Source organism: Enterobacter sp. V89_11, assembly GCF_029967775.1.
Classification (GTDB): domain Bacteria; phylum Pseudomonadota; class Gammaproteobacteria; order Enterobacterales; family Enterobacteriaceae; genus Enterobacter; species Enterobacter ludwigii.
In genome coordinates this window covers 1-25787 of record NZ_JASCAN010000009.1, presented here as the reverse complement: position 1 = coordinate 25787, position 25787 = coordinate 1, and the positions used below count along the sequence as shown (strand labels likewise).

The 25787-nt window shown below is 52.3% G+C and carries 27 protein-coding genes, 2 tRNA genes and 1 pseudogene; 16 read left to right on the top strand and 14 right to left on the bottom strand.

Annotation, left to right across the window (positions count from 1 at the left end; translation table 11 throughout):
• The first annotated feature begins 109 nt into the window (after positions 1–109).
• Complete coding sequence (locus QLG09_RS09065; protein ID WP_020883369.1) at positions 110–613, top strand: non-heme ferritin-like protein; 504 nt, start codon at positions 110–112, stop codon at positions 611–613.
• Positions 614–789: 176 nt separating this feature from the next.
• Positions 790–2133, top strand: coding sequence for an anaerobic C4-dicarboxylate transporter (locus QLG09_RS09060; RefSeq protein ID WP_020883368.1), 1344 nt, complete (start codon positions 790–792; stop codon positions 2131–2133).
• A gap of 49 nt (positions 2134–2182) precedes the next feature.
• On the opposite strand, the gene QLG09_RS09055 is transcribed toward QLG09_RS09060, so the two are convergent.
• The 3 genes from QLG09_RS09055 to QLG09_RS09045 all read right to left on the bottom strand — a co-directional run bounded on the left by QLG09_RS09055 (position 2183) and on the right by QLG09_RS09045 (position 3416).
• Positions 2183–2434 (bottom strand): DUF2766 family protein, encoded by a 252-nt coding sequence (locus QLG09_RS09055; protein ID WP_014170688.1) that lies wholly within the window; start codon positions 2432–2434, stop codon positions 2183–2185.
• Positions 2435–2543: 109 nt separating this feature from the next.
• Positions 2544–2627 (bottom strand): stress response protein AzuC, encoded by an 84-nt coding sequence (gene azuC, locus QLG09_RS09050; RefSeq protein WP_014832437.1) that lies wholly within the window; start codon positions 2625–2627, stop codon positions 2544–2546.
• A 150-nt stretch (positions 2628–2777) separates the two neighbouring features.
• Complete coding sequence (locus QLG09_RS09045; RefSeq protein ID WP_020883367.1) at positions 2778–3416, bottom strand: RpiB/LacA/LacB family sugar-phosphate isomerase; 639 nt, start codon at positions 3414–3416, stop codon at positions 2778–2780.
• A 247-nt stretch (positions 3417–3663) separates the two neighbouring features.
• Here QLG09_RS09045 and QLG09_RS09040 point away from each other — a divergent pair, with 247 nt between their 5' ends.
• The 3 genes from QLG09_RS09040 to ftnA all read left to right on the top strand — a co-directional run bounded on the left by QLG09_RS09040 (position 3664) and on the right by ftnA (position 6959).
• Positions 3664–5817, top strand: a complete 2154-nt coding sequence (locus QLG09_RS09040) for an HD domain-containing phosphohydrolase (protein WP_231106642.1) — start codon at positions 3664–3666, stop codon at positions 5815–5817.
• Between the two features lie 103 nt (positions 5818–5920).
• Complete coding sequence (gene yecR / locus QLG09_RS09035) at positions 5921–6259, top strand: YecR family lipoprotein (protein WP_020883365.1); 339 nt, start codon at positions 5921–5923, stop codon at positions 6257–6259.
• A gap of 202 nt (positions 6260–6461) precedes the next feature.
• On the top strand, positions 6462–6959 hold the full coding sequence (gene ftnA / locus QLG09_RS09030) for a non-heme ferritin (protein ID WP_014170693.1): 498 nt from the start codon (positions 6462–6464) through the stop codon (positions 6957–6959).
• 53 nt (positions 6960–7012) lie between these two features.
• Here the strand turns inward: ftnA and QLG09_RS09025 are convergent, their stop codons facing one another.
• Positions 7013–7354: a hypothetical protein gene (locus QLG09_RS09025; RefSeq protein ID WP_049023839.1), complete on the bottom strand. Its 342-nt coding sequence runs from the start codon at positions 7352–7354 to the stop codon at positions 7013–7015.
• Positions 7355–7661: 307 nt separating this feature from the next.
• Here QLG09_RS09025 and tyrP point away from each other — a divergent pair, with 307 nt between their 5' ends.
• Positions 7662–8813, top strand: coding sequence for a tyrosine transporter TyrP (gene tyrP, locus QLG09_RS09020; protein WP_233093491.1), 1152 nt, complete (start codon positions 7662–7664; stop codon positions 8811–8813).
• Between the two features lie 31 nt (positions 8814–8844).
• Here the strand turns inward: tyrP and QLG09_RS09015 are convergent, their stop codons facing one another.
• Positions 8845–9513 carry a YecA family protein gene (locus QLG09_RS09015; RefSeq protein ID WP_049022884.1) on the bottom strand — a complete coding sequence of 223 codons (669 nt, stop codon included), beginning with the start codon at positions 9511–9513 and terminating at the stop codon, positions 8845–8847.
• 425 nt (positions 9514–9938) lie between these two features.
• On the opposite strand from QLG09_RS09015, the gene QLG09_RS09010 reads away from it, so the two are divergent.
• From QLG09_RS09010 to QLG09_RS08990, 5 genes are all read left to right on the top strand, one after another.
• Complete coding sequence (locus tag QLG09_RS09010; RefSeq protein WP_049022885.1) at positions 9939–11060, top strand: branched-chain amino acid ABC transporter substrate-binding protein; 1122 nt, start codon at positions 9939–9941, stop codon at positions 11058–11060.
• Between the two features lie 100 nt (positions 11061–11160).
• A complete protein-coding gene (locus tag QLG09_RS09005) occupies positions 11161–12075 on the top strand; it encodes a branched-chain amino acid ABC transporter permease (protein ID WP_025203827.1) in 915 nt (304 codons plus the stop codon).
• An 11-nt stretch (positions 12076–12086) separates the two neighbouring features.
• Positions 12087–13361, top strand: coding sequence for a high-affinity branched-chain amino acid ABC transporter permease LivM (gene livM, locus QLG09_RS09000; RefSeq protein ID WP_020883360.1), 1275 nt, complete (start codon positions 12087–12089; stop codon positions 13359–13361).
• The gene (locus tag QLG09_RS08995) at positions 13358–14233 is read left to right on the top strand and encodes an ATP-binding cassette domain-containing protein (protein ID WP_014170700.1); all 876 of its coding nucleotides are present in this window, start codon (positions 13358–13360) and stop codon (positions 14231–14233) included. Before livM ends, QLG09_RS08995 begins: the two co-directional genes overlap by 4 nt.
• On the top strand, positions 14230–14946 hold the full coding sequence (locus QLG09_RS08990; RefSeq protein WP_014170701.1) for an ABC transporter ATP-binding protein: 717 nt from the start codon (positions 14230–14232) through the stop codon (positions 14944–14946). Before QLG09_RS08995 ends, QLG09_RS08990 begins: the two co-directional genes overlap by 4 nt.
• 103 nt (positions 14947–15049) lie before the next feature.
• On the opposite strand, the gene cspF is transcribed toward QLG09_RS08990, so the two are convergent.
• On the bottom strand, positions 15050–15262 hold the full coding sequence (gene cspF, locus QLG09_RS08985; protein WP_025203826.1) for a cold shock-like protein CspF: 213 nt from the start codon (positions 15260–15262) through the stop codon (positions 15050–15052).
• 285 nt (positions 15263–15547) lie between these two features.
• Between cspF and QLG09_RS08980 the strand changes: the two genes are divergently transcribed.
• Positions 15548–15766 carry a cold shock domain-containing protein gene (locus QLG09_RS08980; RefSeq protein ID WP_014170702.1) on the top strand — a complete coding sequence of 73 codons (219 nt, stop codon included), beginning with the start codon at positions 15548–15550 and terminating at the stop codon, positions 15764–15766.
• A gap of 297 nt (positions 15767–16063) precedes the next feature.
• Here the strand turns inward: QLG09_RS08980 and QLG09_RS08975 are convergent, their stop codons facing one another.
• Complete coding sequence (locus tag QLG09_RS08975) at positions 16064–16228, bottom strand: YnfU family zinc-binding protein (protein WP_214579409.1); 165 nt, start codon at positions 16226–16228, stop codon at positions 16064–16066.
• A gap of 131 nt (positions 16229–16359) precedes the next feature.
• Between QLG09_RS08975 and QLG09_RS08970 the strand changes: the two are divergent.
• Both QLG09_RS08970 and QLG09_RS08965 read left to right on the top strand, forming a co-directional pair.
• Positions 16360–16503: pseudogene (locus QLG09_RS08970) on the top strand (cold-shock protein); the annotation flags it as partial.
• Positions 16504–16611: 108 nt separating this feature from the next.
• Positions 16612–16839, top strand: a complete 228-nt coding sequence (locus QLG09_RS08965) for a hypothetical protein (protein ID WP_014170703.1) — start codon at positions 16612–16614, stop codon at positions 16837–16839.
• A gap of 192 nt (positions 16840–17031) precedes the next feature.
• On the opposite strand, the gene fucR is transcribed toward QLG09_RS08965, so the two are convergent.
• From fucR to fucP, 5 genes are all read right to left on the bottom strand, one after another.
• On the bottom strand, positions 17032–17760 hold the full coding sequence (gene fucR / locus QLG09_RS08960; protein ID WP_049022886.1) for an L-fucose operon activator: 729 nt from the start codon (positions 17758–17760) through the stop codon (positions 17032–17034).
• A 56-nt stretch (positions 17761–17816) separates the two neighbouring features.
• The gene (fucU, locus tag QLG09_RS08955) at positions 17817–18239 is read right to left on the bottom strand and encodes an L-fucose mutarotase (protein ID WP_032678451.1); all 423 of its coding nucleotides are present in this window, start codon (positions 18237–18239) and stop codon (positions 17817–17819) included.
• Between the two features lies 1 nt (position 18240).
• On the bottom strand, positions 18241–19659 hold the full coding sequence (gene fucK / locus QLG09_RS08950) for an L-fuculokinase (RefSeq protein ID WP_079230837.1): 1419 nt from the start codon (positions 19657–19659) through the stop codon (positions 18241–18243).
• 101 nt (positions 19660–19760) lie between these two features.
• The gene (gene fucI / locus QLG09_RS08945) at positions 19761–21536 is read right to left on the bottom strand and encodes an L-fucose isomerase (protein ID WP_079230836.1); all 1776 of its coding nucleotides are present in this window, start codon (positions 21534–21536) and stop codon (positions 19761–19763) included.
• A gap of 30 nt (positions 21537–21566) precedes the next feature.
• Positions 21567–22877 (bottom strand): L-fucose:H+ symporter permease, encoded by a 1311-nt coding sequence (fucP, locus tag QLG09_RS08940; RefSeq protein ID WP_050737180.1) that lies wholly within the window; start codon positions 22875–22877, stop codon positions 21567–21569.
• Between the two features lie 544 nt (positions 22878–23421).
• Between fucP and fucA the strand changes: the two genes are divergently transcribed.
• The gene (gene fucA, locus QLG09_RS08935; protein ID WP_020883353.1) at positions 23422–24069 is read left to right on the top strand and encodes an L-fuculose-phosphate aldolase; all 648 of its coding nucleotides are present in this window, start codon (positions 23422–23424) and stop codon (positions 24067–24069) included.
• Positions 24070–24096: 27 nt separating this feature from the next.
• On the top strand, positions 24097–25245 hold the full coding sequence (gene fucO / locus QLG09_RS08930; RefSeq protein ID WP_049022889.1) for a lactaldehyde reductase: 1149 nt from the start codon (positions 24097–24099) through the stop codon (positions 25243–25245).
• A 269-nt stretch (positions 25246–25514) separates the two neighbouring features.
• On the opposite strand, the gene QLG09_RS08925 is transcribed toward fucO, so the two are convergent.
• Positions 25515–25601 (bottom strand) — tRNA-Leu (locus tag QLG09_RS08925).
• 11 nt (positions 25602–25612) lie between these two features.
• Positions 25613–25686 (bottom strand) — tRNA-Cys (locus tag QLG09_RS08920).
• Between the last annotated feature and the right edge of the window lie 101 nt (positions 25687–25787).

The window sequence follows — 25787 nt, the reverse complement described above, 5'->3', positions numbered from 1 at the left end:
CGATCGACTTTTGTCGCCGCAGAAATGCCATTTCTGCATTCCATTAGATGTGCCTGCCGGGTCAGGTTAGCCGCGGACATCACGTCCCACAGTCAATAAGGATATGAGTATGACTACCCAAACGATGATGCAAAAACTCAATGCCCAGTTGAACCTCGAGTTCTATGCCTCGAATCTGCACCTGCATATCAGCTCGTGGTGTTCCGAAAACAGTCTCAATGGCTCCGCCACTTTTTTTCGCAGCCAGGCGCAAAGCAACGTCACCCATATGATGCGTGTTTTTAACTTCATGAAAGCCGCAGGGGCAAACCCAACCGTAAAAGCGCTTGATACGATCGACGATAACTACTCTTCTCTGGAAGAATTGTTTGAGAAAACACTGGAACAGTACGAACAGCGTTGCAGCACGCTTAACAAGCTGGCCGATGAAGCCAGAGCACAACACGACACCAAAACCCTTAAATTCTTACGCGATATGGATAAAGCGCAACAGCAGGACGGCATGCTGCTTAAAACGCTGGCGGACGAAATCCATAACGCGCAGCAGGCGGGTTTATGTCCGGAACAAACCGACCGTCATCTGCTTGACCTTGTGACGGTACAGCACCACTGATCATTTTTCCTGCTCCCGGCCAGGCGCGCTTTTCGGCCCACCGGTAGCAGGTTCCCCTTCTCGTCGCCAACCTTCTGCTTTTGCTAAGATTTAACAAATCAGATCTCGCTCTCAATGATTAACCACACAACATGTAATGATTTATTTAATTACATTATCATTGACGAGGGAGCATCATGATCACCATTGAGTTTATTGTCATCCTCCTCTGCCTGCTGACAGGTACGCGTTTCGGCGGCATGGGGCTTGGGTTGATAAGCGGTATTGGGCTTTTTATTTTATGTTTTGTCTTTGGTCTGCAACCCGGCAAACCGCCGGTTGACGTGATGCTGACCATTCTTGCCGTCATTGGATGTGCCGCAACGCTTCAGACCGCAGGCGGCCTGAACGTCATGATGCAATTTGCTGAGCGCCTGCTGCGCAAACATCCTCAACACATCACGCTTCTCGCCCCTTTTACCACCTGGATGCTGACCTTTCTCTGCGGGACCGGACACGTGGTGTACACCATGTTTCCCATCATTGCGGATATCGCCCTGAAAAAAGGGATCCGCCCGGAACGCCCAATGGCCGTGGCATCAGTGGCATCGCAGATGGCAATTACGGCCTCGCCGGTCTCCGTGGCCGTTGTGTCACTGGTCTCCATTCTGGGCGCGCAGCATGGGCTCGGCCACGCGTGGGGAATACTGGAAATTCTCGCCGTCTCGGTTCCTGCCTCACTGTTCGGTGTGGCGATTGCTGCGCTGTGGAGTTTGCGTCGTGGGAAAGCGTTAGCGGACGATAAGGAGTTTCAGGAAAAGCTCAAAGATCCGAAGCAGCGTGAATTCATCTACGGCGGGACGGAAACGTTAATGAATCAACGTTTTCCAAAGCAGGCCTACTGGTCCACGTGGATTTTCTTCGCCGGCATTGCCGTGGTTGTCCTGCTGGGGGCATTCCCCGACCTGCGCCCTGCATTTGAGATAAAAGGAAAAATGACGGCGCTGTCGATGAACCTTGTCATCCAGATGATGATGTTAATTGCCGGTGCCGTAATGCTGATGGCCTGCAAGGTCAATGCGTCTGCCATTTCTAACGGCGCGGTGTTTAAGGCAGGTATGGTCGCGATCTTCTCGGTGTTCGGGGTGGCGTGGATGAGCGATACCTTTTTCCAGGCGCATCTTGATGAGTTAAAGCTGGCGCTGGAAGGCGTGGTGAAAAGTCATCCGTGGACCTACGCGATTGTGCTGTTCCTGGTCTCAAAGCTGGTGAACAGCCAGGCGGCAGCCCTGACGGCCGTTGCGCCTATGGGGCTGATGCTGGGAATCGACCCGAAAATGCTGATCGCCTTTTTCCCGGCCTCTTACGGCTATTTTGTCCTGCCGACCTACCCAAGCGATTTAGCCTGCATCGGCTTTGACCGTTCGGGCACAACCCGCATCGGCAAATTTATCATTAATCACAGCTTTATTCTGCCGGGATTAATTGGCGTTAGCTGCGCGTGTGCGGCGAGCTATCTGCTGGTACAGACGTTCTTTTAAGGTGAGCGAAGGGCGACAAACGGTCGCCCTTTATAGCGTCAGGCGGGCTTTAGTGAGACTCGCCCTGCGGCGTGAATCGCAGTTCAATCAGCGCGATGGCTTTCTGAATAGCGCGAAGCGTGACCGGGTCAGCCGCAGCGGGATGGCTGTTGAAATCGATATTTTTCAGCTGCGTGGACATCTTCTCGCGCACTTCAACCGGCGCAATAACGTCCAGGACATCAAGGATTTGTTTGATAACTAACTGACAGGCGACAACGTCAGACACCAGCTCCTGATCGGCGCTCAGGTTTTGTGACATGGGGCTTTCTCCTTATTTAAAGGCCGCCATAGTAACAAAACGAAGGCCCATTCATCTCCCTCTCGTCGCTTACGGGCACAAAAAAACCCGCCGAAGCAGGTTTTTTTCATCAGAACATTGCGCCCGGTGGCACGTCTTTGAAAGTGTTGCAGTAGTTAGCCCACATACTTTTCAGGATTTTGCGAAGTTTCATCAGGTAGCTCCATTAACTTGTTATACAACTTTATCGTCAATGTGCTTATAATATGACCATCGTCACAAAAATCAATATTTTTGTGACGTACATCACAATTTTATTCTTCCTGCCAAACCTGAAAAGTGGGGCTCACGGCACCTTAAAGCGTCAGCCTACGATCCCGCGAACAAAAGCTTCGATCTCTTTGTCCTGGCAATTCTCAAAGAAGCACTGCTGGAAACGCTGACCCGAAACGGCCGTCTTCACCAGCTCGGGATCGATTGCGCGCAGCGTATCCAGATAGTTTTCTTTCACGACCGCCGCTTTAACCTGGTTCAGAATACCGGCATTACGCACCTGCGGCTCCTTGCGCTCGGGCGGATAACCTTCACCGTTTCGACCAGTGAACGCTTTTTCAAAGATAAACCGAACGTTCAGTTCAGCCCCCCAACCGAAGCCTTTGGCAAACGGCAGGGAGAGCGCGTTACCGTTGTTGATCTGAGCAAACAGGAACGCATCCGCAGGATCAATGCAATAGCCGCAGATAACCCCCGGGTGGATGTTCAGCGACATCAATGCCCCCTGCCCCGTACCGCAGCCGGTCACAACAAAATCAACGGCTTTCGCATTCAGTAAAATGCTCGCCATAATCCCCAGATGGATATAGGTCAGGTGATGGTCATTCTCGTCGCTCATGCCCACGTTATAAACCGGGAACCCTTTTTCATCGGCTACCGTTTTCAACTCTTTCAGTATCACTGGGTTTTTCGCGGCCTGGCTGTTTTCCATCATCAGTGCAATTTTCATTTCATCTCTCCTGAATGCGTGGCGGGAGATCCCGCTATGGATACCTTTACCTGTTCACCCTACTATCAAACAAACAACCTTTCAAATTAAATGAAAGGTTGTTTTAAAAAACAAAGACGGGTTCACAATTTAGCGAGAATGAGACCGTACGCCAAACGTGCATTAAAAAGTTAAAGCAAACCTGTTGCCGCTTCAGCCCGTTAGCTAGACTGCAAAAGTACACGCTAAAACCGTATGGGGTTGACCTGTGAATCAGCGCTGCCGGATGCTTCGCTCCCTCTTTCTACTCGCGTTGACGGGTCTGTTACTTGTGTGCCCCCCTGCCCGGGCGGGAGAGCCTGTACCAGTCTGGATCTTTGATGCCAACAACTTCGAATCCTGGCGCACACCGCAAGGAGAGTGGCAGGGTTTTTATCCTGAACTGATTAAGGCCATCAATAAACAGGCGGGTACGCAGCTGCAGCTGCGGCCGCTCTCCGGTGCCGATATTAGCCAGCGTTTTGCACAAAATGAGTATGGCGTGTATGCCGGGGTATTGCGCACGGAGAAGCGAGCCAGAACCAAAATTCTCTCAGCACGTTTATTTGATAACGACGTGGTGGCCGCCAGCCCAACGATGACGGTGACAACTGCCGAACAGCTCAGTCATGCCCGGGTGCTGTTCCGTAAAGATGACGCGACGCTCGACAGCGTGCAACAACGTTATCCCGACCTTAAATTTCGTTCTCTGCGTCTCGTCGCCACCAGCGATGAAGCTTTTCGCTTACTGAGCGACAACCAGGCTGATTTCTATATTAATGACGCTCCGGAGATGGAAAATACCCAGCGCTATTATCTGGTCTCCCGGCCCTTTCCTGAGCTACGCATTCCTGTCGTCCTCGCCTTCAGCCCTGACCTGCTTCCCCTGCGGGATAAAATCAATGCGCTGATTGGCACCTGGTATCGCAACGGCGAAATCAACACGATGCTGGAGGAGAGCAAGCGCAATTACCTGCTAAGCCGTATCACCCTGTCAGAGGAGGAGCGAACCTGGATCGCGCATAACCGCCTGCAGATCAACCTGCCCAAAAACGAGAATTTTGCCCCGCTTATCTGGCGGGACAGCAAGGGCTACCACGGCACAGCCATTGATATGATTAACGACATGCGCGATTTACTGGGCATGAAGGTTGAGGTCAATTTTATCGATCACTATTCGAGTCTTCCGCGACAGCAGTGGGCGGTTCGATTGATTGATATCGTTGATCGAAGCGACAGTGCGCATGCACAGGGTCGTATCGGCCCCGACATCGCCTGGCACAACGCCTATTACAATCGCAGCAGTCAGCCCTTCTTGTGGAACGAAGAGAGTATTCGCAGCCAGCGCGTCGGCGTAATCGACGGTTCGTTTGCCGCAGCCTATTTACGCCAGCGTTTTGGCAGCGATGTGATCATCGTGACCCGGCCAACCATTGACGGTCTTATCGACGCGATTGAGAACGATGAGATTGACTATATTCTGGGCGACCTCAGTTCGCTGGAGTCCACGCTTCGCGGCAACGAACTGTTTCGCGGGGTGCTGAAAGTCGCGGGGGTCACCCGCTCTGAGTTTATTATTGGCCCGTGGGTGGATCCGCAGCATCCGCTCTTTCATCTGCTGACTCAGGTTCATCGCCTGTCAGAATACCGCACGCAAATAGAACGTCAGGATGAGCAGAGTTACTTACCCGATTTTTCTAAAAACACGCTGAAGATTATCAGCGTGATTTTGCTGATCGTGGCCCTGTTCAGCATCGGTATGCTGATCATGATGCGTCGCCATTTACGCCAGAACCGGATGGTTAACCGCAATATGGTGCAGGCGCTGGAGAAGGTAAACCGCGCGCACGATGACGAGACCGGCAGCCATATTCAGCGCGTCGCCCGATATTGCGGCTTAATGGCGCGTGAGCTTGGGCTTTCGCGCAAAATGACCCGTGAGATAGAACATTTTGCCTCACTTCACGATGTCGGAAAAATTGCCGTGCCGGAGCGTATTCTGCGTAAGCAAGGCCCGCTGACCCAGGACGAGTTTGCCGAGATGAAACTTCATACCGTGAAAGGGTGGCGGATTATTCAGGGCTTAGAGCTGGGCGCAGTTGCGGAGAATATTATCCATTTCCATCATGAAAAATGGGATGGCAGCGGATATCCGCAGGGGCTACGGGGAGAACAGATCCCGCTGGAAGCCCGCATTCTGGCGCTGGCCGATGTGTATGATGCCCTGAGGCAAAAGCGGGTCTATAAGCCGGGATTCACACACGAGCAAGCCTGCAAAATCATTCTGGAGGGTGACGGCCGCCATTTTGACCCGCAGCTTATTGCGCTGTTTCGCCTGCATCATCTTAAGTTTAAAACCATTTTTGACAGCCTGGCCGACTAAACGGCCCGTCGCAAAGAGAAAGCGCAGATTGCCCGGCTATTCCTCGCATTGCGACTCACATCTGCAGGTACGATAACGTATTTCCACTCACTCAGAGCGAACCATGAAAAGAGTCTTCGTCGCCGGTACGATCCTGCTGCTGGCGGGCTGTAACATTAATCGCCAGGCTGAGGTCAGCACCCTGGACGCGCCAAATGGCATCGTCCGCCTCGACTACGGGCAAGCAATGCTGCAAAACGCCTATTCCGATGAGTATGTTAATAACGGCACCGCAGCTAAAGCGTGTCAGAGCATGGGGTATGCCACCGCCTCTGCCTATGGCCAGCCCATTAAAACCTGCACCCTGACCAGCGGCTCTCTGTGTCTCAATGAGAGCGTGACGATCCAGTATAAATGCATGGGCTTTGCCGTAAACCCTAAAGCAAATAACCCGTGGTATTAATCTATGCTGCCAGTATTGACTGGCAGTGTATTTCATTACGAACAAAAACAATTCTCATTAATAAAATATAAAATCGGCAATGCGTTTTATTCCCATTCGTATTTTAAATAAAGAAATAATTATTTTACGTTTTGCATATAATTAAATAACAAATTATAGTGTCGCTCATTGTGAACCAGAATTAATAACCCGGAGCGTCACCATGCTGAAAACTGAAATGATCGACAAGCTCAATGCGCAAATGAACCTTGAGCTTTTTTCATCCCTTCTCTACCAGCAGATGAGCGCCTGGTGCAGCTACCACAGTTTTGAAGGCGCTGCCGCCTTCCTGCGCCGCCACGCGCAGGAAGAGATGACCCACATGCAGCGTCTGTTTGATTATCTGACTGACACGGGCAGCCTGCCGCGCATCGATAACGTTGCGTCCCCGTTTGCCGAGTATAATTCGCTTGATGAGCTGTTCCGTGCGACCTATGAGCACGAGCAGCTGATTACGCAAAAAATTAACGAACTGGTTCATGCGGCAATGATCGGCCAGGATTATCCGACCTTTAATTTCCTGCAGTGGTACGTGGCAGAGCAACACGAAGAAGAGAAACTGTTTAAATCCGTGCTGGATAAATTGTCTCTGGTGGGGAAAACAGGCGAAGGTCTTTACTTTATCGATAAAGAACTTTCTACCCTCGATACACAGAAATAATATTGCTGCGGTGCTGTTTTCAGCGCCGCACTTTTTATTCTCCGCGCACAGATTTACATACACCCCGCACAGCTTGTACACCGCCAGTCCTGCGCATTGACCGCCTGGTAATAATACCGGTAGTTAGCCGTCTCCAGCGGAATACCGGCGTCAAAAAAAACATCTGTCAGCCAGTCTACGTTTTCGATGATCCACTCATCTTCTTTTAGCCCCTGCGCAAAGGTGTCGTCCTCAGGATCGATGATCGAATAAATGGCCCAGGTGCCCATATCCTTTTCACGACGCGATTCAGGAAGCTGCAGGGCCTGGTTCTGCCAGCTGATTATCCAGTGACCATGGCACAGTAAATTACCGCCCCGGCTCCACGCCGCGGTAAAGGGATTATTTCCCGCCATCTGCCCTCACTTTATTTGAAAACTTATAATTATTGTTTAAATTACGCCTGATTTTTCGGCAAAAATAGTGCCCTTACGAAGTAGGTATCCCCTCCCAAAGGGGCAGGTGCGGGTAAATTACTTAAAGTCGAAAAATATCGTAAATAATTCATTACATCCACTGTAACGGTCATTTGACGAAGCGGGGCTTTTCCCTTACTCTGCGCCGCAGAATTTGTCGCGATTACGAATCGTTGTAGAGGAATGCGTGAAAAACAGAACCCTGGGAAGTATTTTTATCGTCGCCGGAACGACGATTGGCGCAGGAATGCTGGCGATGCCTCTGGCTGCCGCAGGCGTTGGATTTGGAGTGACACTGCTGCTCCTTGGCACACTCTGGGCGTTGATGTGCTACACCGCCCTGCTGTTGCTTGAGGTTTATCAGCATGTGCCCGCGGATACCGGCCTGGGTTCTCTTGCGGCACGCTACCTGGGACGCTATGGCCAGTGGATAACCGGCTTTAGCATGATGTTCCTGATGTACGCCCTGACCGCGGCCTATATCAGCGGCGCCGGCGAGTTAATCGCCTCCAGCGTTAACGACTGGTTCGACGCTGATATCACGCCTTCAACGGGCGTTATCTTCTTTGCGCTTATTGGCGGGGGTGTGGTCTGTGTGGGGACTTCGCTGGTCGATCTGTTTAACCGTTTTCTGTTCAGCGCCAAAATACTGTTCCTGATTGTGATGCTGGTTTTGCTGGCACCGCATGTTCACAAGGTTAATCTGCTGACGCTGCCGCTGGAAAAAGGGCTGGCGCTGTCCGCGATCCCGGTTATTTTCACCTCGTTTGGCTTCCACGGTAGCGTACCCAGCATCGTGAGCTATATGAACGGCGATATCCGTAAGCTACGCCGCGTCTTTATGGTGGGGAGCGCCATCCCGCTGATTGCCTATATTTTCTGGCAACTGGTGACGCTGGGGAGCATTGACGCGTCGACCTTTACCGGGCTGATGGCGGAACACGCTGGCCTGAACGGCTTTCTGCTGGCACTGCGTGAGGTTGTCACCTCCCCGCACGTTGAGCTGGCGGTCCATCTGTTTGCCGACCTGGCGCTGGCCACCTCATTCCTGGGCGTGGCGCTCGGCCTGTTTGATTACCTGGCCGATCTGTTCCAGCGTCGTAATACTGCCGCAGGACGCTTACAGACGGGGGCAGTCACCTTCCTGCCTCCTCTCGCGTTCGCGCTGTTTTACCCGCGTGGGTTCGTGATGGCGCTGGGGTATGCAGGTGTGGCGTTATCCGTGCTGGCCCTGCTGCTCCCTTCCCTGCTGGCCTGGAAGAGCCGCCAGCAGCATCCTCAGCAAGGGTACCGCGTCATGGGCGGCAAACCGCTGCTGTGCATTGTGTTTGCCTGCGGAGTGATGATTATTCTGGTGCAGTGCTTGATAGCCGCAGGAATGCTACCGGAAGTGGGTTAACAAAAAAGGGGCTGAAATCAGCCCCTTTTTATTAGTGCAAACAGCAGCTCTTAAACTTCTTCCCGCTGCCGCACGGACACGGATCGTTACGCCCGACCTTTGTGCCGTTAACAATCGGTTTTTTCGCTTCCGGCTGCTGTGGGTTGTCGACCCAGTAATTGTACAAACGCAGTGCCGCAGGCTGAATGCTCTCAATGCTGGCTTTATATTCGTCTTCGCTCAGCTCATCCAGCTTCTCGCTGTTCTCGTCTGTACCGTGCAGCGCAATCGCATCAAGATCGGCCTTCAGTGCTTCCGGTAAGGCTGACCAGTCCGTCAACGCCACACCGCGCATATAGCCATAACACCACTCTTCAACAACGGTATAGCTCTCATCGTCGACATCGTTGTAACCAAACATCGGCTCAAACTGATCCGGGTATTCGCTCAGGCGCTCAGCAATGTCGTTCATATGCTTAAAGCAGAGATCGATAAAACGGTGCATTTCACGATCGTTTTTCCAGCGCGGAATGTATTTCTCACCACCCCACACGGCCACCAGCCAGGTATCTGGCTCAACGACAACAGGGCCGGAAAGGACTGCGGTAAGCATGCCGTCCAGTTCAGACACGTCAATCACGGACGCATCGTCATGACCGTAAGACATTAATGTCTCTTCCAGCCACGCCATTTCGCTTTCATTCAATGGGCCTTCAGTCATCGCTGACACTCCTGATAAAAAAGGAAAAGATCCTGACACATATCTCGCGGCTTTCCTATCTGAAGTTTAGGTCTTTATTGCTGCAAAAACGTGCAAATCGTGACCATTGCACAACTTATGGGCTTTGTTGTTAACGATATGTGATCTCCGCTGTAATTTCATCGCGTCCCACAAGGTGCCATATCACCGCACTCTATACTCAAACATGTCACAACCCGCTCAATGGGTTAACCATTCTGGCAACGATTTTGCTTAATGTTCTTCGCGCGAACCTGCGCAGGGAAACCTCGCCGTATTACGCAGGCGTTGTCTGGATCTTGTTCGTTTAGTGCATTTTGTTCTTGCTCGTGTTTTTGGATTGGCTGCGCCGCCGGCGTCCGGGTTTACGCCGTGGTGCAAAAACCTCTTTGCTAAGGAACATAATAATGTCGCTGAAATTTATCAGAACTCCCCTTTCTCTCGTGCTGGCCGGTTGTCTGGTGACGGCATTTTCTGCGCATGCAGATATTGTCATTGGTGTGGCCGGGCCGTTTACCGGCCCAAACGCCACCTATGGCGATCAGTACTGGCACGGTGCAACGCAGGCCGCTGAAGACATTAACGCCGCAGGCGGCATTAACGGCGAGAAGATTAAGCTGGTTCAGGGGGATGATGCCTGCGAGCCGAAACAAGCCGTGGCCGTCGCCAACCGCCTGGTCGACCAGGATAAAGTCAACGCGGTGGTCGGCCATTTCTGCTCTTCTTCCACAATGCCCGCTTCCGAGGTGTACAGCGACGCGGGGATCCTTGCCATTACCCCCGGCTCCACCAACCCGCTCATTACCGAACGAGGCATGACCGATATGTTCCGCATGTGTGGTCGCGATGACCAGCAGGGCCAGGTCGCCAGCGATTTCATTATCGATAAGCTGAAAGCCAAACGTGTGGTCATCATCCATGACAAAGACACCTACGGTCAGGGGCTGGCAGACGCTACCAAAGCTGCGCTGGCGAAGCGCGGGGTTCAGGATGTGATGTATGAGGGCTTATCCCGTGGTGAGAAAGACTTTAACGCGCTGGTGACAAAAATCGGCGCGCAAAAGCCGGATGTGGTGTTCTTCGGCGGTTGTCACCCTGAAGCCGGCCCGCTGGTTCGCCAGATGCGTGAACAGGGCGTGCAGGCGAAATTCTTCTCCGGCGACTGTATCGTCAACGAAGAGATGGTGACCGCGGCGGGTGGGCCACAATATACCAAGGGGATTTATATGACCTTTGGTAAGGACCCGCGTCTGATCCCGGATGGGAAAGCGGTCATTGAGAAATTCCGCGCCGGAAAATTCGAGCCTGAAGGTTACACCCTCTACTCTTATGCCTCCGTTCAGGCCATTGCCACGGCCTTCAAGGCTACGGGCGGTAAAGACTCGGCCAAAGCCAGCGAATGGCTGAAAGCCAATGCCGTCGACACGGTTATGGGCAAAAAAGCCTGGGACAGCAAAGGCGATCTGAAAGTGTCTGACTACGTGGTGTATCAGTGGGACGATAACGGAAAATATAAGGAAGTTCAGTAACGGGACGGAGTCACGCTCAACGCCGGCAGGTTCGCCTGTCGGCGCGTAATAAACATCAGGCTGCGCGTGCCGCGCAGCTTAAAATAACGAGCGCGCTATGATGAGTACATTCTTCCTGCAACAGTTAATAAATGGCTTAACGCTGGGCTCCGTGTATGGATTAATCGCCATCGGCTACACCATGGTGTATGGCATCATTGGTATGATTAATTTCGCCCACGGCGAAGTGTATATGATCTCCGCCTACCTCTGCGCCATTGGCCTGGCGCTGCTCTCCTTCTTCGGCCTGCAGTCGTTCCCGTTGCTTATCCTCGGTACGCTGATCTTCACGATTGTGGTGACCGGTGTTTACGGCTGGACTATCGAGCGCATTGCCTATAAGCCGCTACGTAACTCTACCCGTCTGGCACCGCTTATCTCCGCCATCGGGATGTCTCTGATTTTGCAAAACTACGCGCAGCTGAGCCAGGGGCCGCGTCAGCAAGGGGTGCCCACGATGCTGGATGGCGTACTTCGCCTGCATATTGGTGAGGGGTTCGTTCAGATAACCTACACCAAAGTGTTTATTCTGGTTGCCTCGTTCGCCGGCATGCTGTTGCTGACATGGATAATCAACAATACCCGGCTTGGGCGGATGTGCCGTGCGGTGCAGCAGGACCGCAAAATGGCCTCCATTCTGGGCATTAACACCGACAGAATCATTTCGCTGGTCTTTGTGATTGGCGCGGCGATGGCCGGTCTGGCGGGTGTGCTCATCACCATGAATTACGGCACCTTCGATTTCTACGTCGGATTTGTCATTGGCATCAAGGCGTTTACCGCAGCGGTGCTCGGCGGGATTGGCTCCCTGCCCGGTGCGATGCTCGGCGGGTTGATTCTGGGCGTCGCCGAGGCGCAATTTTCCGGCATGGTGAACTCAGATTATAAAGATGTGTTCTCGTTTGGCTTGCTGGTCTTGATCCTGATTTTTCGTCCTCAGGGTCTGCTTGGCCGCCCGATTGTCGCCAAAGTGTGAAGGAGAATACGATGACCTCTCACGGCTTTTCGCTTAAGCGCTGCATTCTGGACGCCATTTTTTCCGGGCTGATTGCGTTAATAATTTTTGGCCCGATTGCCGGCGTGGTGCTGGACGGATACAGCTTTAATTTCGCCGGACAGCGGCTCGCATGGATAGTCGGCATCGTGATGCTGGGCCGTTTTCTGCTGAGCGCTTTTTTAGGTACCGCTCCGGGTGCACGTTTCCAGGCACGTTTTGAAGCCGACAGCGCGGGGGTTTATGTCCGGCCGCCGGAATACAAAAGCCGTATGCGCTGGATAATCCCGCTGATTATCGCCCTTGCGATCTGCTTTCCCTTTGTTGCCACCAAGTACGTTCTCACCGTCGCCATTCTTGGTCTTATCTACGTGCTTCTCGGTCTCGGGCTGAATATTGTGGTCGGTCTGGCCGGGCTTCTGGATCTCGGTTATGTCGCTTTTTATGCCATCGGCGCTTACGGGCTGGCGCTGGGGTATCAGTATCTGGGATTAGGATTCTGGAGCATGCTGCCGCTGGCGGCAATTATGGCTGCCGCGGCCGGCGCCCTGCTCGGCTTTCCGGTGCTGCGCATGCACGGTGATTACCTGGCGATCGTCACGCTTGGCTTTGGGGAGATTATTCGCCTGATCCTCAACAACTGGCTGACCTTCACCGGTGGCCCGAACGGCGTTTCTGCCCCGCCTCCCACCTTTTTCGGACTGGAGTTTGGCCGCCGTGCCAAAGAAGGAGGCGTGCCCTTTCACGAATTTTTCCATCTGACCTACAACCCGAACATGAAGTTTATCTTTATCTACACGGTGCTGTTCCTGGTGGTGATGCTGGTGCTGTATATCAAGCATCGTCTGACGCGGATGCCGATTGGTCGGGCGTGGGAAGCCCTGCGGGAAGATGAAATCGCCTGTCGCTCAATGGGATTAAATCATGTGCTGGTCAAGCTCTCGGCCTTTACGCTTGGCGCGTCGACTGCCGGCATCGCCGGGGTGTTTTTTGCCACTTATCAGGGCTTTGTCAACCCGACATCGTTTACCTTTTTTGAATCGGCGCTGATCCTGGCGATTGTGGTGCTCGGCGGTATGGGCTCAACGCTTGGCGTGGTGCTGGCGGCGTTTGTGCTCACGGTGACGCCGGAGCTGCTGCGCAGTTTTGCCGAGTACCGGGTTTTGCTGTTTGGCATGCTGATGGTGGTGATGATGATCTGGCGTCCACGCGGGTTGATCCGCATTAACCGCAGCGGGTTTGCCGTGCGTAAGGGCGTAGCGCCATGAACGGAACGATATTAAGCGTTGAACATCTGATGATGCATTTCGGCGGGATCAAGGCGTTAAACGACGTCAACCTGGACGTGCAGCGCGGTTCAATTACTGCGCTTATTGGCCCAAACGGCGCGGGAAAAACCACCGTCTTCAACTGCCTGACCGGTTTCTATAAGGCTTCCGGCGGCAATATTTTCTTCAATACGCGCAATAAGACGACCAACGTCATTCAGATCCTCGGGCAAAAATTCCAGCCAGGAGACTGGATCCACCCTGCGCAGTTTGGGCAACGCCTGTTCTACAAAATGTTCGGCGGCACTCACCTGGTGAACCGCGCCGGACTTGCGCGCACCTTTCAAAATATTCGTCTTTTTCGCGAGATGTCGGTCGTGGAAAACCTGCTCGTGGCCCAGCACATGCGCGTCAATCGCAACCTGCTGGCTGGCGTATTCAATACGCCAGCGTACCGACGGGCGGAAAACGACGCGCTGGACAGGGCCTTTTACTGGCTGGAGGTGGTCGATCTTGTGGAGTGCGCCAACCGCCTGGCGGGCGAGATGTCGTACGGTCAACAACGGCGCCTGGAGATCGCGCGGGCCATGTGCACCGGCCCGGAAATGATCTGTCTGGATGAACCCGCCGCCGGGCTGAACCCGGTAGAGACACATAAGCTGAGTAACATTATTCGTTTTCTGCGCGACAACCACGGCATAACGGTATTACTGATTGAGCACGACATGGGGATGGTGATGGAAATATCGGACGACATTATTGTGCTCGACCATGGCGATGTGATTGCCCGGGGGAAACCTGAGCAGATCCAGCATGACGAAAAGGTGATTGCCGCCTATCTGGGCACCGATGAAAGCGAGGTCACCCTATGAATGAGCCGCTGCTGGCATTTCGCGAGGTGGATGTGTTCTATGGCGTGATCCAGGCGCTGAAGCAGGTATCCCTCGAAGTGCATAAAGGGGAAACGGTGGCGCTTATCGGCGCGAATGGCGCGGGTAAATCGACATTGCTGATGTCTATTTTTGGCCAGCCGCGTATTCGTAACGGGCAGATCCTGTTTTGCGGCGAAGACATCAGCCATAAATCTACTCACTATGTGGCCTCCGGCGGCATAGCGCAGGCACCCGAGGGGCGGCGTATTTTTCCGGATATGACGGTTGAAGAGAACCTGCTGATGGGGACCATTCCTGTCGGCAATCAATTTGCCGCCGACGATATGCAGAGCATGTTTGAGTTGTTCCCGCGCCTCAAAGAACGCCGTAAACAGCGAGCCATGACCATGTCCGGCGGAGAACAGCAAATGCTTGCCATCGCCCGCGCGCTAATGAGCCGCCCTAAACTGCTACTGCTGGATGAACCCAGCCTGGGTCTGGCGCCCATAGTGGTTAAGCAGATCTTCCAGACGCTGCGCGAGCTGGCTCGCAACGGCATGACCATTTTTCTGGTAGAGCAAAATGCGCATCATGCTCTGAAGCTTTCTGACCGTGGCTACGTCATGGTCAACGGGCAAATTCGCCTCAGCGGCAGCGGCGAGGAGTTGCTGGGAAACCAGGAGGTAAGAAAAGCCTATTTAGGCGGGGTGTAATTCATACGCGTGTCATACGCATGTCGCGCATAACTGTAAATATATGTCAGGCGATGCGACGCGGTTGATTCAATATACCTCTATTAACATCTTCGCTGATTATTTATGAAAGATAGACATTTGCGGCCATCGGTCCGCTGAGTCCGTTAATGCGACAGAACTCAACGCGAATCCCGGGAAGGAGCGTTTCTTTTTCGTTGTTATTAAAGGCTGAAATGTGGAGAAAAACGTCCTTTCGACCATCTGAAGGGATGATTAGGCCTTTACCACTGTGCATATCAAAACTTTTGACAATTCCTGTCATTTTACGAGACAAATAAGATCCTCTTAGAAAACATGCATTAACTATACACACAAATTAATTTTAAGCTAATGCAGCGTGACACTTTTTATGTGAGCCTTCCGGAAGGCTAAAATAAAAATTGCTAATTCTCCCGCCTCATGCATTAATGAAGTCGTTGGTTTAATCCACACACGAGCGTAAAAAATTTTACCCGGCAGTCCTCATAACCAGGCGCTATCGCTGATATCCCCTCCTTTTGAGTCCATACGTTTAATATTATACGTTTCTTAGCATTTCAAATACTCACAAGGAGTCTGCATGTCTTCAAGAATTATAGGTTTGGTTAAGTGGTTTAACGAAGATAAAGGTTTCGGTTTTATCTCTCCTGTCGATGGTAGCAAAGATGTGTTTGTGCACTTTTCTGCTCTGCAGGGTGATGATTTTAAAACTCTCTTTGAAGGCCAGAAAGTCGAATTTGCTATCCAGAGTGGCGAAAAAGGCCCTGCTGCTGCAAGCGTAATACTTTGCGATAGATAAAGTTATCACGGACCCGCGATCACGATGATGGATTTTTCCTGAGTAGACGGGTCCTGGATTAGAAGGCTTTTTCTGAGCAACAGGTCAGCATATTTTTCTCGTAGAAAGAGTGTGCTGACCGATGTGATGAAGTGCAGGTCTGCTGCACGAAGAGTCTTAAAGCAGAAGCGAGCTGCTTGTAAAATATCAAAGTGCGTAAGAGGTCAGGCAACCTCCAAAAGCATCACTTCTTCAATGTTGCTTTGCCAAATGAGATTGTCTGTAAAGACGCAAATTCATCATCTGGCAAATGCATTTTTAGAATTTTTGAGCGGTTTTGAAAAGAGTGCTGCAGTGTGGGCAGACAAGTTGAGCCCCTTTTTGTACACGGCTGAAACTATGCTCAGAGTCTTTTGAACAGTTTGGACATGGACATTTAACTAAGTAATTGCGACGGAATTGTGTATTTTTACGTCCTGACATAGGCATCTCCTGATTTAAACGACTGTCACCATACACGTTCACGAAGATGATTGCTTGCTTTTATTTCCGAATGATTGCAAAAACCAAAGAAAGTACAAATGCAACGCTTTTTCGAAAATTAAATACCGCTAATGTTAAAAAAGGTAAATGATATCAACTTAAATATTCACTTCAGATGCCCATGTTGTCATGGCTCCCAATACAGAACGTCGATTTTTGATGTGTCTGAAAAAAATCCGTATGGCGCTAAATGCATTTTCTGCAAATCGACGATGACATTCGCAGACAGACCTGACAGCCAGACAAAAATTTTCGCGCCGTCCTGATTCCCCTCGCCTTCACAGAGAAGGTGCTTAAGCAGATAACGACCAACAAGGTGAGATATGAAGAAAGTCATCGTCTTTTTCAATGGTAAACCGAGCAATGTTGTCACCGTGCTTAAGGGTATTACATCCATACGGCAGGAATATCCAAATGGTGAAGCGATAAACCTGCAGATAATGTCCGCAGGTTTTCCTTCTCTGACCGGCGATCATGAAGTGGTTTATGTGGCGTCGGACAGGGAGCTGACTTCTCAGGAAATTCTGGATGCGGCTAAGAAATATTTATAATTATTCTGAATGTATGGCTGTTCTTGTAGATGCCCTTATTTAAGGGTAATCCCCTTCTTATTTGTGCTGCTAACATCTTTTGTTTACCCTCCCCCGCGTTAAAAACCTTATACGGAATGAATAATACGTTAACGCTATCGCGAACAAACACATCCCTAATAGACTTAATTGCGTCATAATGTGTCAGGTGGCTTATTGTCTCAGCCCTGATTCATTCAGTTGTGTGTCAGACACAATATGCGTTACCTCATCCAGGTGCCCAATTCTGGCCTCCCCTGAACGATTAAACTTACTCTTATCTATCAACAATAAAGACTGAGAAGCGCGCTTGAGTAGCAGCGATTTGAAGCCAGCGTTGACCCTGTTGGAATCCCACAACCCTCCATGACTGTCTATCCCTTCGCAGGAGAAGATAAACAGGTCGATGTCCAGCACTTTGAGTTGTGAAATCAACGAGGGGTTAACGTAGCAGCCATACTTACGCTCGAGTTTACCGCCGGAGCTAATAAGTTGAATCTGTTCACGTTTGCCCAGTTCCAGACAGATGGGGTGACTGTTAGTAAAGACCTGAATATCGATGTCAGGCAGTTGACGCGCAAGATACCAGCAGGTTGAGCTGGCATCCAGAGCAATGACCATCCCGGCTTCAATCCACTCCAGCGCTTCTCTGGCGATATCCGCTTTATGCGTGAAGTGGCTCTTAAGGCGAATATGAAAAGGATCGCCGCTGTCCTGGTTTTCCCGGTGAATATATTTCGCCCGACCATGGTTGCGCAGCACTTTTCCCTGCGCCTGCAGTTCGCTGAGATCGCGGCGAATGGTCTCTTTACTGACGTTAAGCTGGGTGGATAAAACGTCCGTCGTCAGACTATGATGCTGAATCAACAGGTCGATTATCGTTTGCTGACGTGCCTCTTTCATTTTTTCTCACCCATCATTCGATACACGCCCGCGCTGGCGGGCGCACCGGCATGAGATTACGGCGTTACCCCCTTTTTTAAAAGAATATTCCCGTATTTAGCACACTCCCCTGTGACAACGATCGCAAAGGATTTTTTGGCACGTGCGTAAAACGCATAGCGGTCAATGCGGGTAATTGCCGGACAGGGTGCCTGACGTGAAAGCGCATCGCGATAGCGAGCCTCAACACGGGGATCGAGGGAGTCACCCTCAACTGCAGCCATCATCACCAGTGGCGGCGCGTAGCTGTCGAGCTCAAACAGCGGGATAATTGCATGCAGCAATTCGCTGACCTTTAGCCCATCGGCGCGTATAACCTGCGGTCCCATAGTGTGGGCGGGGAAATGGGCATCAGAAAAAATAATCTCATCGCCGTGGCCCATTTCGGCCAGGACTTTCAGTAGTTCAGGTGATATTAACGGTGAAATCGTTTTTAACATCTCAAACTCCCTCGATCGGTGCAGATTCGGTTTCCGGAAAGAAGTAGCGGTACTGATAATGCATCTGCGCTCTGGCATGTTCCGGGCTCGTAAATTCTCCGACCCCGTACCAGCCAAACAGGGCTGCCCCCGCGACAGTGGTTTCTGCATCATCAAGTACCTTGATGGGGATGCCGAGCATATTGGCTTTGATCTGGTTCCACAGCATGTTACGGCTGCCACCGCCGACCAGCAGCAGTTCAGTCGCGTTGAAGTGACCAATCTTTTCCAGCGTGCGCAGATTCTGCGCCAGCTGCCCGGTGAGGCCCTCCAGCGCAGCGCGATAAAAATGACCGCGTGTGGTGTTGAGTGTGACGCCCTCCCAGCCTGCATGCTGACAGCCGAGGAGATCACAGTGCATTTTCACCCCTTCGGACCCCATGGGTATGCGGCGGGCTGTCTCAATCAGCGTTTGCCAGGGCGTCTCTTCGGTCCAAAGCAGTTTACGTACCCATTCAAGTACGCCCGATGCCAGCCACTGCATGCCAGGGTTATACAGCCCTGGCTGGCTGTCCAGTTCGCAGGTAGAACCGACGTAGCGACTGAGCAGCGGCGTGTTGACCTGCGCACTGCGCACCATCAGGATCTCCCATGTTCCCGAGGAGAGGACGGGTTCATCCGCCGCGGCACCTGCACCAAACAGCGCAAACTGGGTATCGTGTCCGGCGGAAATCACCGGGATACCGGCGGGTAGGTCAAGCCATTGGGCAGCATCAGACTGTAAATTACCGACGAGCTCACCGGCTTCCACCAGACGTGGGAAGAGCCGACGCGGCAAACCCGCAGCCTGCAAAATTTCATGGCTGAAATCGCGCTGTTGAATATCCAGCATCTGGCTGGTCCCTGCCATAGTAACGTCGGTGGTGAATTCGCCGGTCAGGTGGTGGTTAATCAGCGACGAGATAAACAGCCAGGCGTGTGCCTGTTCCAACAGCTGCGGGTGATTTTCTTTTAGCCACACCAGCTTATACAGCGTATTGAAGCCAAATGCCCCCACGCCGGAAATGTCCTGAAGCCGCTGAGGTGACAGCAAGCGGCCAATATTTTTCATCACTTCGGCGGTGCGTGGGCATTTCCAGCTGATGATTGGGTAGAGCAGCCTGCCGTGCTCATCGACCAGCGCGCCATCAACGCCGAAGGTGGTCACCGTGACGCCGCGAACACGACAGTTTGCCAGACTCGTCTTCAGCGAGCGGCAACAGTCCGCGAAGCGTTGCATAATGGCCTCGAGAGACCACTGGTGCCAGGCGTTATTTTCTATGGCGATGTCGCTGGCATTTGCCGTAGCGGCACGGGCGATAATTTTGCCCTGCCGGTCAACGGCAATGGCCCGGATATTGGTCGCTCCGCAGTCGAGAACCAGAATAACCTCTTGTTTCATAGCAACTCCTGAAACGTCGCCGGCTAACGTGTCGCTTATCCGGCCTGCAATTCGGTGTTTTACAGGCCCGGTAAACATACGCTACCGGGCAAAGACGTTACTCAACGTTTGTACAGCGGGCCATAGTTTTGACAGGCGCGGTAATCCTGGCCTTCGCTATCCATGCCGTGCGCAGCCCAGGCGGAAGGACGATAGACCTTCGACTCTTCCACGTTATGCATGCAGACTGGAATTCGCAGCATTGATGCCAGGGTGATGAAGTCAGCGCCAACGTGGCCGATGGTCAGCACGCCATGGTTTGCCCCCCAGTTCGCCATCACGGAATAAACGTCGGTAAAGGGACCTTTACCCGTCAGACGTGGTGCAAACCAGGTGGTCGGCCAGGTTGAGTTGGTACGGGCGTCAAGCTGATCGTGCATCTCTTTCGGCAGTTCCACGCTCCAGCCTTCTGCAATCTGCAGAACCGGGCCAAGACCTTTGATGATATTCACGCGGGTCATGGTGAACGGCACGCCACCTTCGGTCAGGAAGCGAGAAGAGAAACCGCCGCCGCGGAAATATTCATGTATCGCCGGACACCATTCGGTGGCCGCCAGGCAGGCATCAACCTCCTGCTGGCTAATGTCCCAGAATGGCTTCATTGTTGGATTGCCATCGCTGCCGCGCTGTTTGCATGAGCCATCGAGAGCCGCAGAGCCGGAGTTGATCAGGTGGATAATACCCTTCTCAGCCAGACCGCTGAGCGGTTGACCGGTCACGCGCGCTACCGCTTCTGGAGACCAGTAGGTGCGCACGTCGGCGAACACCTGTGCTGTGCCGGTCAACTGATGGCCCATTAGCATCGCCACGCCGTTGAGGCTGTCATTTTCGGTCGCGACGACAAAGGGTTCACGCACGCCATTCCAGTCAAAGGAGCTGTTAAGCAACGCTTCGGCGGTATCGCCGTTCGGGTATTGATCGGTCCAGTGACGCTGGCCCTGGAAGCCTGCCGCAATGGCGTTGTAGCCCAGCGATTCTTCCACCCGCCCTTTTTCCGCCAGTGCTGGGTTGCCCTGCATCATGTCGCGGATACACATCGCCATCAGCAGGCTCTCTTTCAGCACCTCGCGGTTCTGCGCTTCGTTACGCTTATACTGCTGCGCGTTCTGGTCTTCGCCGTAGCGGAAGTTTTTGTCCGCCCAGGCCAGCGCCATTTCCAGTTCGGTTTCATCGAAGATTTTCTGATCAATGCGGCGGCGCAGTTCAGTCATATCAACTGCCTGTACCTTCATCCCCAGCCAGGATTCGAAGAAGTTAGGGTCGACGATGGAACCGGCAATCCCCATCGACACCCCCCCAATGGAGAGATAGCTTTTCCCTTTCATACTGGCGACGGCTAAACCGGCACGCGCAAAGCGCAGCAGTTTTTCCGCAACATCTTCGGGAATCGAGGTGTCGTCGGCGTCCTGGACATCATGACCATAAATAGAGAATGCCGGAATCCCTTTCTGGCTGTGTGCAGCCAGCGCGGCGGCCAGATAAACGGCACCCGGACGTTCAGTCCCGTTAAAACCCCAGATGGCTTTCGGACGCATGGGGTCCATATCGATCGTTTCGCTCCCGTAGCACCAGCACGGCGTCACGGTGATGGTCACGCCGACGTTCTGGCTGCTGAATTTTTCTTCACAGGCGGCGGATTCGGCCATCCCCGCAATGCAACTGTCAGCAATGACGCATTCAATTTGCTCGCCGTTGGGGTGACGAAGCTTTTCAGTGAGCAGCGCGGCGGTGGCGGTGGCCATATTCAGGGTTTGCTCCTCCAGAGACTCACGAACCCCCATACGACGACCATCAATCACCGGACGAATACCTATTTTCGGTAAGCTGATTTTTTTCATGACAGATCCCTCACGTTTTCGGATACAGATTTAATTCGTTGCCGCTTGCGAACGGAAACGGGCAAAGATGAAGATGACGGCAAAACACACTGCCGGAACCAGTTCTGCTGTTGGGATATTGCCTGCAGCATCGCTGACAAAGCCCATGACCGGCGTCACAATCCCGCCGCCGATAATGGTCATGACGATGAATGACGAGCCGTATTTGGTGTCCTGACCCAGGTTCTTAATCCCAAGGGAGAAAATGGTTGGGTACTGAATAGACATAAATGCACTGCACAGCGTTAGCGCCAGTAGGCCGAAATGGCCGCCGAATACGGCGGAGAACAGGCATAGCACCATGGCAAGCAGGGCATAAGCGGCCAGTACTTTATGCGGTGCGAAGCGGCTGATTAGCCATGTACCGGTAAAACGACCGATGAAGAAGCACACCATGGTGCCGGTCAGGTAGTTGGCGGCGAAACCTGGCGTCATACCGGGGATCTCTTCAATAGCGTACCGGATCAGATAGCTCCAGCAGGCAGTTTGCGCGCCGACATAGCAGAACTGCGCCAGCACCGCCCAGCGCCAGTGGCGAATACGGACCAGACGGGAAAGAGAGGCAGAAAATGTGCTTTGTGTGCCGTCGACGTGATTATCGCTCTGAAGGACCGGAAATTTGGTCAACATAATCAGCAGGGCGACCAACAATACAATTGCCACGATAATCATATAAGGCGTTTGTACGGATAACACCAGGCTGTGCTTATAAATGCTTAGCTGTTCTGGCGTCATTTTATCGAGTACCGCCTGAGAGTGATGCGGCACGTGAGACAAAATTAGGCTTTGTCCAAACACAACGGCAATAATAGCGCCAAAAGAATTAAAAGTTTGCGCCAGATTAAGACGGAAATGACCGCCACTCTCTGGCCCCAGCACTGTCACAAAGGGGTTAGCAGCAGTTTCAAGGCAACCTAACCCCGCCGCTATAATAAAAAGACCGACAAGAAACAATGTATAATTCATTAACTCAGCCGCAGGCCAGAATAATGCAGCACCAATGGCATATAAAAACAACCCGGTAATAATACCTGCCTTATAGCTGAGTTTTTTCATCAGTATCCCGGCAGGAACTGGAATGACAAAGTAGCCGAAATAGAACGCAGATTGTATCAGGCCAGCCTGGAAGTTTGTCAGGGTAAAGGCTTGCTGAAACTGGGGGAGTAAAATGTCATTCAGGTTATTAGCGACTGCCCAAAGAAAAAACAGTGAGCAGAGTAACGCGAAAGGAATAATGTAACGCTGGGCTTGCCCGGCATTGACCGCACGAAAACTCTGCGTTGGTATTGTTGTATTTCCCATAACACCCTCGTTAGTCAGAAGCGTCAGAATGTGACTTTCCTTTCTTGCCAGACGGTAAAAATAAAAAGGTGCTTTACTCTTACTGGCGCGAATCTGGCGATCGGAATGATCTCGTGAATGCATTTTCATGTAAAAAAGGGGGGCGAATATGATGACAATCACATTTAACGGCAACGCGATATTTTTATGTGATCGTTATCACTTTAAATTTAATAAAAACAACCCCCATCGGGGAAAATAAACATGAAAAACCACAACCCCAGTGACCGATTTAATGCATTACTCCGGAAACGGGCATTTTCACGGTAAAAATCATCAAAACGACTGTTTGAATAAAAATCTTCTGAATCGGTCATTTTTACCGAAATGAATTAATCGAATAAGGATCAATTCCCGACTATTAATTGACGGCGATCACAAAGTGAAACCACCGGAATTCTTTTAGCGTTATTCCCTATAAAGATGGTGCGCAAATATACGGTTAATTCATCAGGACAACAGGCTTGTCCTGCTGGTGCTTTAGATCATCAAGAGAGGTAAAAAAATGGAACGAAATAGACTGGCGCGGCAGATTATTGATACCTGCCTGGAAATGACCCGCCTGGGGTTAAATCAGGGCACGGCTGGCAACGTCAGCGTGCGCTATCAGGACGGGATATTGATAACGCCAACGGGGATCCCCTATGAAAAACTGACGGAGTCACACATCGTTTATATTGATGCCGACGGTCAGCATGAACAGGGCAAACTGCCTTCCAGCGAGTGGCGTTTCCATATGGCCGCCTACCAGACGCGCCCGGATGCGCAGGCGGTGGTGCATAACCATGCGGTGCACTGTACCGCCGTGTCTATTCTTAACCGCCCTATCCCGGCCATTCATTACATGATTGCCGCCGCAGGCGGTAATTCCATACCCTGCGCGCCATATGCCACATTTGGGACACGCGAGTTGTCCGACTATGTCGCCTTTGCCCTCAGGAACCGCAAAGCAACGCTGTTACAGCACCACGGCTTAATTGCCTGTGAAGCAAATCTGGAAAAAGCCCTGTGGCTGGCGCATGAAGTTGAAGTACTGGCACAACTGTACCTTTGCACGCTGGCAATAACGGATCCGGTCCCGGTACTGGATGACGATGCTATCGCCATTGTGCTGGAAAAATTCAAAACCTACGGACTGCGCATTGAAGAATGACATCGCATAGCAAACAGGAGAAATGCCATGGCGAAAAGAATGATTTTGAACGAAACGGCCTGGTTTGGCCGGGGCGCAACAGGGATGCTTTGCGATGAGGTAAAGCGTCGCGGCTATCAAAAAGCGCTGATTGTCACCGACAGGACGCTGATACAGTGTGGCGTGGTGGCGAAGGTCACGGATAAGCTGGACGAAGCGGGGTTGGCCTGGGAAATATACTCCGGCGTGCTTCCTAACCCGACAATCGGAATAGTACAGGAAGGGCTGGGTGTTTTTCAGAACAGCGGCGCAGATTACCTTATCGCTATCGGGGGCGGCTCGCCTCAGGATACCTGTAAGGCAATCGGCATTATCAACAATAACCCGGCGTTTAAGGATGTTCGTAGCCTTGAAGGCCTGTCCCCAACCCGTAACCCCAGTGTACCCGTTCTGGCCATTCCCACTACAGCCGGAACAGCGGCTGAAGTGACCATTAACTACGTGATCACTGATGAAGAGAAGCGGCGTAAATTTGTTTGCGTCGATCCGCACGACATTCCGCAGGTCGCTTTTATCGATGCAGATATGATGGACGGTATGCCGCCAGTGCTGAAAGCAGCAACCGGCGTTGATGCGCTGACTCATGCGATTGAAGGGTATATCACCCGGGGCGCATGGGCCTTGACCGATGCGCTACACATCAAGGCGATTGAGATTATTGCCGGCGCGCTGCGCGATTCAGTCAAGGGCGATCGAGATGCCGTCGAGGCGATGGCGCTGGGCCAGTATGTTGCCGGCATGGGCTTTTCCAACGTTGGCCTGGGGCTGGTTCACGGTATGGCGCACCCGCTGGGTGCTTTTTATGACACACCGCACGGCGTGGCGAATGCCATTTTGCTGCCTCATATCATGCGTTACAACGCTGACTTTACCGGCGATAAATTCCGCGATATTGCACGGGCGATGGGCGTGAAGGTTGAAGGGCTGAGCCTTGCAGACGCGCGCAATGCTGCCGTGGATGCCGTCTTCAGGCTTAATCACGATGTGGGCATCCCGCTCCATCTGCGTGAGGCTGGAGTACAAAAAGAAGATATCCCGATGCTGGCCCAGGCGGCATATGATGATGTCTGTACTGCCGGCAACCCACGGGAAGCGAGCCTGGCAGATATTAGCGAGCTGTACCATACCGCCTGGTAGTGCGACTGCGTTACCCGGTTTAGAGGACCCTTCTGGGCCGGGTGACGCAGAGAGACAGTGCCATCAGTATTTAAAACCGTGATTTCGCAGCTGACGACCGACGCCAACAGATCCTATCGGTAATGGCCATTGTTGGGCATGATTGCCCTCTTATTGTGGCGAAGTTGAAAGGTGAAACTATGGTATACGGCGAAAAACAGGCACAAAAAAACCACCTTTCGGTGGTTTCACGACACTGCTTATTGCTTTGATTATTCTGCTTTTTCCCATGGTAGCCGGAGTGGGACTTGAACCCACACAGCGCGAACGCCGAGGGATTTTAAATCCCTTGTGTCTACCGATTCCACCATCCGGCCAGGGAAGAAAGTGGAGGCGCGTTCCGGAGTCGAACCGGACTAGACGGATTTGCAATCCGCTACATAACCGCTTTGCTAACGCGCCGTAAAACTTTTTTACGCGACACCCGCTATTGCGCATGTCTTTAATCTGGAGCGGGAAACGAGACTCGAACTCGCGACCCCGACCTTGGCAAGGTCGTGCTC

What these genes read in the sequence shown, in the direction of transcription:
- QLG09_RS09065 (WP_020883369.1), top strand. Translation starts at nt 110, where the DNA reads ATGACTACCCAAACGATGATGCAAAAACTCAATGCCCAGTTGAACCTC.
- QLG09_RS09060 (WP_020883368.1), top strand. Translation starts at nt 790, where the DNA reads ATGATCACCATTGAGTTTATTGTCATCCTCCTCTGCCTGCTGACAGGT.
- QLG09_RS09055 (WP_014170688.1), bottom strand. Translation starts at nt 2,434, where the DNA reads ATGTCACAAAACCTGAGCGCCGATCAGGAGCTGGTGTCTGACGTTGTC.
- azuC (WP_014832437.1), bottom strand. Translation starts at nt 2,627, where the DNA reads ATGAAACTTCGCAAAATCCTGAAAAGTATGTGGGCTAACTACTGCAAC.
- QLG09_RS09045 (WP_020883367.1), bottom strand. Translation starts at nt 3,416, where the DNA reads ATGAAAATTGCACTGATGATGGAAAACAGCCAGGCCGCGAAAAACCCA.
- yecR (WP_020883365.1), top strand. Translation starts at nt 5,921, where the DNA reads ATGAAAAGAGTCTTCGTCGCCGGTACGATCCTGCTGCTGGCGGGCTGT.
- ftnA (WP_014170693.1), top strand. Translation starts at nt 6,462, where the DNA reads ATGCTGAAAACTGAAATGATCGACAAGCTCAATGCGCAAATGAACCTT.
- QLG09_RS09025 (WP_049023839.1), bottom strand. Translation starts at nt 7,354, where the DNA reads ATGGCGGGAAATAATCCCTTTACCGCGGCGTGGAGCCGGGGCGGTAAT.
- tyrP (WP_233093491.1), top strand. Translation starts at nt 7,662, where the DNA reads ATGCTGGCGATGCCTCTGGCTGCCGCAGGCGTTGGATTTGGAGTGACA.
- QLG09_RS09015 (WP_049022884.1), bottom strand. Translation starts at nt 9,513, where the DNA reads ATGACTGAAGGCCCATTGAATGAAAGCGAAATGGCGTGGCTGGAAGAG.
- QLG09_RS09010 (WP_049022885.1), top strand. Translation starts at nt 9,939, where the DNA reads ATGTCGCTGAAATTTATCAGAACTCCCCTTTCTCTCGTGCTGGCCGGT.
- QLG09_RS09005 (WP_025203827.1), top strand. Translation starts at nt 11,161, where the DNA reads ATGAGTACATTCTTCCTGCAACAGTTAATAAATGGCTTAACGCTGGGC.
- livM (WP_020883360.1), top strand. Translation starts at nt 12,087, where the DNA reads ATGACCTCTCACGGCTTTTCGCTTAAGCGCTGCATTCTGGACGCCATT.
- QLG09_RS08995 (WP_014170700.1), top strand. Translation starts at nt 13,358, where the DNA reads ATGAACGGAACGATATTAAGCGTTGAACATCTGATGATGCATTTCGGC.
- QLG09_RS08990 (WP_014170701.1), top strand. Translation starts at nt 14,230, where the DNA reads ATGAATGAGCCGCTGCTGGCATTTCGCGAGGTGGATGTGTTCTATGGC.
- QLG09_RS08980 (WP_014170702.1), top strand. Translation starts at nt 15,548, where the DNA reads ATGTCTTCAAGAATTATAGGTTTGGTTAAGTGGTTTAACGAAGATAAA.
- QLG09_RS08975 (WP_214579409.1), bottom strand. Translation starts at nt 16,228, where the DNA reads ATGTCAGGACGTAAAAATACACAATTCCGTCGCAATTACTTAGTTAAA.
- QLG09_RS08965 (WP_014170703.1), top strand. Translation starts at nt 16,612, where the DNA reads ATGAAGAAAGTCATCGTCTTTTTCAATGGTAAACCGAGCAATGTTGTC.
- fucR (WP_049022886.1), bottom strand. Translation starts at nt 17,760, where the DNA reads ATGAAAGAGGCACGTCAGCAAACGATAATCGACCTGTTGATTCAGCAT.
- fucU (WP_032678451.1), bottom strand. Translation starts at nt 18,239, where the DNA reads ATGTTAAAAACGATTTCACCGTTAATATCACCTGAACTACTGAAAGTC.
- fucK (WP_079230837.1), bottom strand. Translation starts at nt 19,659, where the DNA reads ATGAAACAAGAGGTTATTCTGGTTCTCGACTGCGGAGCGACCAATATC.
- fucI (WP_079230836.1), bottom strand. Translation starts at nt 21,536, where the DNA reads ATGAAAAAAATCAGCTTACCGAAAATAGGTATTCGTCCGGTGATTGAT.
- fucP (WP_050737180.1), bottom strand. Translation starts at nt 22,877, where the DNA reads ATGGGAAATACAACAATACCAACGCAGAGTTTTCGTGCGGTCAATGCC.
- fucA (WP_020883353.1), top strand. Translation starts at nt 23,422, where the DNA reads ATGGAACGAAATAGACTGGCGCGGCAGATTATTGATACCTGCCTGGAA.
- fucO (WP_049022889.1), top strand. Translation starts at nt 24,097, where the DNA reads ATGGCGAAAAGAATGATTTTGAACGAAACGGCCTGGTTTGGCCGGGGC.